The organism is Streptomyces laculatispora (assembly GCF_017353455.1).
Lineage (GTDB): Bacteria > Actinomycetota > Actinomycetes > Streptomycetales > Streptomycetaceae > Streptomyces > Streptomyces laculatispora.
This window is the reverse complement of the sequence record NZ_JAFMPZ010000335.1, coordinates 1-7,722: the sequence shown is the minus strand read 5'-3', so window position 1 is coordinate 7,722 and position 7,722 is coordinate 1. Positions and strand designations below refer to the sequence as shown.

Sequence of the window (7,722 nt, the reverse complement as noted above, 5' to 3'; positions counted from 1 at the left end):
GTGCGGTGGCTCGCGATGGCAGTGGGGGCCACGGCCAGGAACGGAGCCGTGGCCCCCACTGCCATCGCGAGCCACCGCACCATCGTCACGAACGCGTGCCAGCCGCCGCCCACGGCGTCCACGAACCCCGGACCGTCCTCGTCGTCCGCGGCGTCGGCGTCAGCCGGCTCCGAGAGGTCGAGCGTGATCGTGGCCAGCGTGGTGCGGTCCTTGAGCGAGGCCTGCTGGGCCAGCAGCGACTCGAGCTCCGACTGACGGCTGCTCAGTTCGCCCTCCAGCGTCACCACATCGGTCAGCGCGTCGGCCCGGTCCATCAGCTTGCGCACCCGCGCCACACTCGTGCGCTGGGTGGCGATCCGGCTCTCCACGTCGACGACCTGATCGGTGACGTCCTTGGCGGCCGACGTCCGGGAGAGCAGCCTGCCCGTCCCGGAGAGGTCCCCCAGCACCCGGTCGTACTCGCCCTGCGGAACGCGCAGCACCAGGTGCGAGGAGTCGTGCGTGTCGTCGACCTGCTCGGTCCTCTCGTCGGCGACCAGCCCGCCCGCCGCCTCCGCGGTCGCACGCGCGGCGGCCGCTGCCTTCGGCGCGCTCTTCACCTCGACGGAGAGCGAGGCGGTACGGATGACATGAGCGGTGGTCAGCGGGTTCGGCTTCTTCGCCGCCGCCGAACCGCCCGCCCCCTGCTTCGCGTCCCCGGCGGCGGCATCCGCCTTGCCCTGCCGCGCCGGGGCGGCCGCCCGCTTGTCGGAGCTCCCTCCGGAGTCGTCGCCGGCCGCGCCGCAGCCGCTCAACGCCAGCACGGCGGTGAGCAGTCCGGCGGCGAGCGCGGTGCGGGCGGGGCGGGCTGCCGGACGGCCCGGACGTCTGCCGGTACGCGTGGATGGTGCTGTCTGCATAACTGTCCCCCCAGGACGGGTGATTGATGGTGCCGGTTCGACGTACGGGGGGCCGGTCAGGGTTGCGCGATACCGGTTTCGAAGCGGTCACGGTCAGGACTCGGAAGAGGTTTGAGAGAGTGGGGGCATGCAGCGTTCAGCAAACCGCGCGGACAGGGCCACGGGACACGTCGTCGTCATCGGCGGCGGCATCGCCGGACTCGCGGCCGCCCACCGGCTTCTCGGCACCGGGCTGCGGGTCACCCTCCTGGAGGCGACCGACCGGCTCGGCGGCAAACTCAGGACCGGCGAGGTCGCGGGCGTCCAGGTCGACCTCGGCGCCGAATCGATGCTGGCCCGCCGCCCGGAGGCGGTCGGCCTGGCCCGCGCCGTCGGCCTCGGCGACCGCCTCCAGCCGCCCGCCACCGCCACCGCCTCCCTGTGGACACGCGACGCACTGCGCCCCATGCCCAAGGGCCATGTGATGGGCGTGCCCGGCGACCCGGCGGCGCTCGGCGAGGTGCTCTCGCCCGAGGGGCTCGCCCGGATCGCTCAGGAGCGCGACCTCACCCCGACCGCCGTCGGCGACGATGTCGCGGTCGGCGCGTACGTGGCCGACCGGCTCGGCCGCGAGGTCGTCGACCGATTGGTGGAGCCGCTGCTCGGCGGGGTGTACGCGGGCGACGCCTACCGGATCTCGATGCGCGCCGCCGTACCGCAGCTCTTCGAGGTTGCCCGGCAGGGCGGCTCACTGCTCGACGGGGTGACCCGCATCCAGGAGCAGGCCGCGGCCCGGCAGCAGACCGGGCCGGTCTTCCAGGGCATCGCCGGCGGCATCGGCACCCTCCCGGACGCGGTCGCCGACGCCGTACGCGCGGGGGGCGGCGAGATCCTCACCGAGACCCCGGTGCTCGGGCTGACCCGTACCGCCTCCGGCTGGGACGTCCGCACCGACACCCGGGTGATCGCCGCCGACGGCATCGTCCTCGCCGCCCCCGCCTGGTCCGCGTCCACCCTGCTCGCCGCCGAGTCCCCGGCCGCCTCCGCCGAGCTCGCGGGCGTCGAGTACGCGTCGATGGCCCTGATCACCATGGCCTTCCGGCGCTCCGACGTGACCGCCGCCGGAACGCTGGAGGGACGCTCCGGCTTCCTGGTGCCCCCGGTCGACGGCCGCACCATCAAGGCCGCCACCTTCTCCAGCCAGAAGTGGCAGTGGGTCGCCGACGCGGCCCCCGGTCTGTTCCTCCTGCGGACCTCGGTCGGCAGGTACGGCGAGGAGGACCATCTGCACCGCGAGGACGCGGAGCTCGTCGAGGTGTCGCTGCGCGATCTCGCGGCGGCGACCGGACTGGCCGCCGAGCCCGTGGCCACTGAGGTCACCCGGTGGATCGGCGGACTGCCCCAGTACCCCGTCGGCCATCTCGGCCGGGTCGCCCGGATTCGCGAGGAGGTCGCCAAGCTGCCCGCGCTGCGGGTCTGCGGCGCGGTCTACGACGGGGTCGGCATCCCGGGCTGCATCGCGAGCGCCCACCGCGCGGCGGACGAGATCGTCCGCGACGTCGCCGGGGAGAGCGGCGCGGACACGCGGGAGACCACGGGGGAGATCATCGCCACCCCCACCCTGGTTCAGGGCACAGGGAGCGAGGCGGGACAATAGCCGTATGAGCGCTCCTGAGACTGTGACATCAAGCAAGGGCCCCAACGCCGGCAAGAAGGCGAAGGACCTCAACGACGTCGTCCGCTACACGCTGTGGTCCGTCTTCAAGCTTCGCGACGTGCTGCCCGCCGACACGGACCGCGCCGCGTACTCCGGTGAGGTCCAGGAGCTGTTCGACCAGCTCGCGGCCAAGGACGTCACCGTTCGTGGCACCTACGACGTCTCCGGACTGCGCGCCGACGCCGACGTGATGATCTGGTGGCACTCCGAGACCGCGGAGGCCCTGCAGGAGGCGTACAACCTCTTCCGGCGCACCCGGCTGGGCAGAGGCCTCGAGCCGGTCTGGTCGAACATGGCGCTGCACCGCCCCGCCGAGTTCAACAAGTCGCACGTCCCGGCGTTCCTCGCCGACGAGACGCCGCGCGACTTCATCAGCGTGTACCCCTTCGTGCGCTCCTACGACTGGTACCTGCTGCCCGACGAGGACCGTCGCCGGATGCTCGCCGACCACGGCAAGATGGCCCGCGGCTACCCCGACGTGCGCGCCAACACCGTCGCCTCCTTCTCCCTCGGCGACTACGAGTGGGTGCTGGCCTTCGAGGCCGACGAGCTGCACCGCATCGTCGACCTCATGCGTCACCTGCGGGCCTCCGAGGCGCGGATGCACGTCCGCGAGGAGGTTCCCTTCTTCACCGGCCGGCGCAAGTCGGTCGCAGACCTGGTGGCCGGGCTCGCGTAGCGAGCGGGTTCCGACCACCCCAACCCGGAAGATCAGACGGCGGGCACCGCGGCACTGTGTGCCGCCCGCCGTTCCAGCGACACCGGGTTCGGCTCCTGGTGCGGCGCGCAGCCTGCGCGCCGCACCGGCGTCGTTTCAGGGGCCGGTGTGCACGGCCCCACGCCATCCGGACGGTGACCGCCCGATGCCCTCTCGGGCGCCCCTCATGAGCTGCTGCCGCAGCTCGACCCGCCGCCGCAGCTGGACCCCGAGCTGCAACTCGATCCGGAGCTGCAACTCGATCCGGAGCCGCAGCTCGACCCCGATCCGCAGCTGGACCCCGAACCGCACCCGCTGCCTCCACCCCCGCCGCTGTGCCCGGAGGAGTTTCCGCATCCGCCCCCGCCCGGGGTCGTACCGGCGCACCACACCGTCGCCATGAGCAGCGCGTCGGAGGAGCCCGAGGAGTGGTGCGACGGCGTGGACAGCCCGGCCGGCCTCGTCCGGGACGCCGTGAGCAGATGCCTCCGCAGCTCGGGATCGGGCAGGGCCCGCGGCCCGGCGGTCGCCATCAGATGGGCCGGATCGGTCCGCGACGCGTTGGCGGTGCGGTACTCCGCGGCCGCCCTGCGGCCCGCTTTGGTGATCCGGGACCGGGAGCCGGACGCGCAGACGAAACCGATGACGGCCCCGGCGACGAGCACCGGGAGCACCTTCAGGAAGAACGGGAAGGACGAATCGGTGGAGGAGTCCGTCGAGGTGAACTGATGGATGGTCACGGCGAGGGCGGCCGGGAGCCCGAGCAGGCAGAGCAGCCCCTGCGCCATACCCCAGCGGACTCGTGTCCGGTTCGCCCGGGGCGCGGCCAGCAGGCCGCGCGCCGCCAGTCCGTCGCCGATCTCCTGCACCGCGGCATGGCGCATCGCCGTGTTCCGCAGGGTGTGCAGCGCACCGCTCGGGGCCTCGGCCTGTTCCTGGAGGACGGCCCGCTCCACCGGGTCGTGGGCGACCGGCCGCTGGACCGCGACGATGCCGGGCCCGCCGACGACCAGCCGGCCGTCCGCGTGCATCGCGGCGAGCGCCGTGTCCACCACCCGGCCCGGCCCGCCGTTCAGGAAGGCCACCTCGGAGAGGTCGTGGACGGGGCCGCCCGGCCCGCGTCCCGCGCGGCGGACCGAGATGATCAGCAGCGTCGAGGAGAGCGCGACGGAGATCGTCAGCATCAGAGCCGCAGTGTTCATCCCGGTCACCTTCCCGCGAGTACGGACCGGGCCGCCCGCGCCAGCCGGGTGGTGCGGCGGGGCGGACGCGGGGCGGCCCGGTCCTGCCACCAGTGGGTCAGCCGGCGGCGGGCCGCGTCGTCCCCGGGGCGGCCCGCGATGAGCAGCTGCTCGGCGAAGTCCAGCGCGTCGCGCCGGTAACCGGCCGGCATCGGGCGGGCCTTGGCGTACGCGAGGAACGCTCCCCGGTAGGCCTGCCCCAGGATCTCCGGGAGTTCGGGTGCCACCTTGGCGACGACATCGGCGCGCTTGGCGGCCAGCGCCCGGCTCTGGATGCCGAGCCGGTGGTGGTCGAAGCCCTCCGGAACGGGGGTACCGGCGACCAGGGCGGAGAGCAGCGAGGTCTGCGCGACCGCGACCCGGTCCCGGACGGCGTCGGTGTCCACCGGTTCCTGCGGGCGCCGGGGGCCGTCCGGTGACTCGGTGCGCGGGGATGCCTTCCGGTTCACCGGCCGCACACGGCCCGCGTCGAGCGTGGCGCGGATCGCGTCCAGTTCGCCCGCCAGCTCGGCGATCGGCGGGAAGTCGTCGTCGCGCTCCAGCAGGACTCCGGGCGGGCTGATCCGGGAGCGCAGCTCGGCCAGGATGTCGAGGACCGGCTCGGTGACCGGGTGGGCGTGTGTGTCGTGCCAGACCCCGTCCTTCTCGACGCCGCCCGCCACATGCACGTACGCGATGGCCTCCACCGGAAGCTCGTCGAGGGCCCTGGCCGGGTCCTCGTCCCGGTTGACGCGGTTGGTGTGCAGGTTGGCCACGTCGATGAGCAGCCGGACCCCCGTGCGCTCGACCAGCTCGGCCAGGAACTGTCCCTCGGTCAGTTCCTCGTCCGGCCAGCGGATCAGCGCGGCGATGTTCTCCAGGGCCAGCGGCACCGGAAGCGAGTCCTGCGCGATCCGCACGTTCTCGCACAGCACGTCCAGCGCCGCCCAGGTGCGCGGTACGGGCAGCAGGTGCCCCGCCTCCAGCGCGGGCGACGCGGTGCGCGCTCCTCCCGCCCGTACGAACGCGATGTGCTCGGTCACCAGCGGCGTGCCCAGCAGCGCGGCCCGCGCCGCGAGGTCGGCGAGCCGACCGGGGTCGGGGCGGTCGGCCCCGCCGAGACCGAGCGAGACCCCGTGCGGCACCACGGTGACGCCACGCTCCCTCAGCCGCTCCAGGGAGGCGGGCAGGTGGTCGGCGCAGAGGTTCTCCGCGACCGCCTCCACCCAGTCGATCCCCGGCAGCGCTTCCACCGCGTCGGCGATCTCCGGCCGCCAGCCGATACCGATACCCAGCTTCATGGTCTCCCCCTCGTCCACTCCGTGCAGGGGTCATGGCCCCGGCACACGGCGGTGAATCCGAGGAGAGGGACGTTCAGAGCTTGATTTGAGGTTCCCGAAGCCCGCTACCGGGGTCGGCGCCCTACCGCTGCCGCAGCGCCGGAAGGGAACCGACCCGGTGGGCACCCTCGGCCACCACGGTCTTCCCGGGGGCGATCTCGGTGAATCCGGCATCCTCCACCACCGGCAGTCCGCTCAGCGCGAGTTCCCGCCAGCGGTCCGCCTCCGCGGTGGCGACCGAGAGGGGGAAGCCCGCCTCGCGCCATGCGTTGCGCTCCGGCTCCGACAGCTCCCACCAGGCGAGCTGCGCCCCGTGCCCGACCTGTGCCATCTCCTTGCCCGCGGACATGTCGAGCTCCGGGTTCAGCCAGAGGACCGGCCCGGCGAGGTCCGGCGCGGCAGGCGGCTCGGGGTCCTCCAGCTCCGTCCCCGATACCTGGAGCTTGGCGAGCTCCTTGGGCCAGCCGTCCAGCGGCACCGGCGGGAAGACCCGCACCTCGGCGCTCTCGCCCGTGACCGTGATCCCGGGCAGTGCGCAGGCCTTGCGCCACTCCGCGCCGCGCGCCCGCCGCACCACCTTGCGGATCCGGGCGTCCTGCCAGTCCCGCATCGCCTGCGCCCACTCGCCCTCGCCCACCGACCGCTCGTCGGAGAGCATCACCAGCACCGCGCGAGCCGCCGTGCGCAGCGCGTCGGTGCGGGCCGGGGGAGCCGTCTTCTCGATGTGGACCACCAGCGGGAGGACGTACTGCTGCGCTTCGTCCCGGTTCGTCCGCTCGGGACGGAAGGGGCTGTCCGCAGGCAGGCCGGCGGTCTCGGACAGGGATACGGGAGTGTCGTTGCTGCTCACCCGTCCAGTCTGCCAGCCGCCCAAAATCCGGCTCTTGGCGGAATGAATCCCTCCGGGTGAGGATGCACCGCATGAAGAGCGATCTTTTCTCCAGCGAGCACATGGCGGAGCAGGCAACCGCCCCCGGAATGACCCTGCAGAACGCCAAATCGATCAAGTACGCGGTCAGTGGCGAGATGCACGCCCGCCAGGGATCGATGATCGCCTTCCGGGGCGATCTCCAGTTCGAGCGCAAGGGCCAGGGGCTCGGCGGCATGCTCAAGCGTGCCGTCACCGGCGAGGGGCTGCCGCTGATGGCGGTGCGCGGCCAGGGTGAGGCGTGGTTCGCGCACGAGGCGGCCAACTGCTTCATCGTGGAGATGGAGCAGGGCGACGTCCTCACCATCAACGGCCGCAACGTCCTCTGCTTCGACCCCACCCTCGCCTACGAGATCAAGACCGTGAAGGGCGCCGGGATGACCGGCGGCGGCCTCTTCAACAGCGTCTTCACCGGGTACGGGAAGCTCGGCCTGATGTGCGAGGGGCACCCCATCGTGATCCCCGTCACGCCTCAGCAGCCGGTGTGCGTCGACACGGACGCGGTCGTCGGGTGGAGCGCCCACCTCACCACGTCGCTGCACCGCTCGCAGAGCGTCGGCTCGATGCTGCGCGGCGGTTCTGGCGAGGCCGTCCAACTGCGTCTGGACGGCGAGGGGTTCGTGATCATACGTCCCAGCGAGGTCAAGCCCGAGAAGGCGTCCGCCAACTGAGCGCGGACATCCTGCGGCTGCGGGGAGTGGGCCGGCGGTACGGCCTCGCCGGCCCCTGGGTGCTGCGCGGGGTCGACCTCGGCCTGCCCGCGCGCGCCCTCGTCCGGATCGAGGGGGCCAACGGCACCGGGAAGTCCACCCTGTTGCGGCTCCTCGCCGGTATCGACGCCCCGACCGAGGGCCGGATCCGCGGCGACAGGCCGCGCACGGCGTACGTCCCCGAGCGGTTCCCGGCGGCGCTGCCCTTCACCGCCGCCGGGAACCGCTCGGG

General features: G+C 73.1%; 8 protein-coding genes. 4 read left to right on the top strand and 4 right to left on the bottom strand.

The genetic code is table 11. From position 1 onward, the window contains the following. On the bottom strand, positions 1-899 hold an 899-nt coding region (locus J1C73_RS18100), incomplete at its 3' end, for a DUF4349 domain-containing protein (RefSeq protein WP_207317310.1). A gap of 127 nt (positions 900-1,026) precedes the next feature. On the opposite strand from J1C73_RS18100, the gene hemG reads away from it, so the two are divergent. After that, positions 1,027-2,535 (top strand): protoporphyrinogen oxidase, encoded by a 1,509-nt coding sequence (gene hemG, locus J1C73_RS18095; protein WP_207317309.1) that lies wholly within the window; start codon positions 1,027-1,029, stop codon positions 2,533-2,535. Between the two features lie 4 nt (positions 2,536-2,539). After that, positions 2,540-3,274 carry a hydrogen peroxide-dependent heme synthase gene (gene hemQ / locus J1C73_RS18090; RefSeq protein ID WP_207317308.1) on the top strand — a complete coding sequence of 245 codons (735 nt, stop codon included), beginning with the start codon at positions 2,540-2,542 and terminating at the stop codon, positions 3,272-3,274. 203 nt (positions 3,275-3,477) lie between these two features. Here hemQ and J1C73_RS18085 read toward each other — a convergent pair whose 3' ends face one another. The 3 genes from J1C73_RS18085 to J1C73_RS18075 form a co-directional block, all read right to left on the bottom strand. After that, the gene (locus J1C73_RS18085) at positions 3,478-4,494 is read right to left on the bottom strand and encodes a TIGR04222 domain-containing membrane protein (protein WP_207317307.1); all 1,017 of its coding nucleotides are present in this window, start codon (positions 4,492-4,494) and stop codon (positions 3,478-3,480) included. A gap of 5 nt (positions 4,495-4,499) precedes the next feature. Continuing rightward, complete coding sequence (locus J1C73_RS18080; RefSeq protein ID WP_207317306.1) at positions 4,500-5,813, bottom strand: MbnB/TglH/ChrH family RiPP precursor modification enzyme; 1,314 nt, start codon at positions 5,811-5,813, stop codon at positions 4,500-4,502. A 121-nt stretch (positions 5,814-5,934) separates the two neighbouring features. After that, positions 5,935-6,702 carry an aminoacyl-tRNA hydrolase gene (locus J1C73_RS18075; protein WP_207317305.1) on the bottom strand — a complete coding sequence of 256 codons (768 nt, stop codon included), beginning with the start codon at positions 6,700-6,702 and terminating at the stop codon, positions 5,935-5,937. Positions 6,703-6,773: 71 nt separating this feature from the next. Between J1C73_RS18075 and J1C73_RS18070 the strand changes: the two genes are divergently transcribed. Next, positions 6,774-7,451: an AIM24 family protein gene (locus J1C73_RS18070; RefSeq protein ID WP_207317304.1), complete on the top strand. Its 678-nt coding sequence runs from the start codon at positions 6,774-6,776 to the stop codon at positions 7,449-7,451. Between the two features lie 11 nt (positions 7,452-7,462). Continuing rightward, on the top strand, positions 7,463-7,722 hold a 260-nt coding region (locus tag J1C73_RS18065), incomplete at its 3' end, for an ATP-binding cassette domain-containing protein (protein WP_207317311.1).

What these genes read in the sequence shown, in the direction of transcription:
- hemG (WP_207317309.1), top strand. Translation starts at nt 1,027, where the DNA reads ATGCAGCGTTCAGCAAACCGCGCGGACAGGGCCACGGGACACGTCGTC.
- hemQ (WP_207317308.1), top strand. Translation starts at nt 2,540, where the DNA reads ATGAGCGCTCCTGAGACTGTGACATCAAGCAAGGGCCCCAACGCCGGC.
- J1C73_RS18085 (WP_207317307.1), bottom strand. Translation starts at nt 4,494, where the DNA reads ATGAACACTGCGGCTCTGATGCTGACGATCTCCGTCGCGCTCTCCTCG.
- J1C73_RS18080 (WP_207317306.1), bottom strand. Translation starts at nt 5,813, where the DNA reads ATGAAGCTGGGTATCGGTATCGGCTGGCGGCCGGAGATCGCCGACGCG.
- J1C73_RS18070 (WP_207317304.1), top strand. Translation starts at nt 6,774, where the DNA reads ATGAAGAGCGATCTTTTCTCCAGCGAGCACATGGCGGAGCAGGCAACC.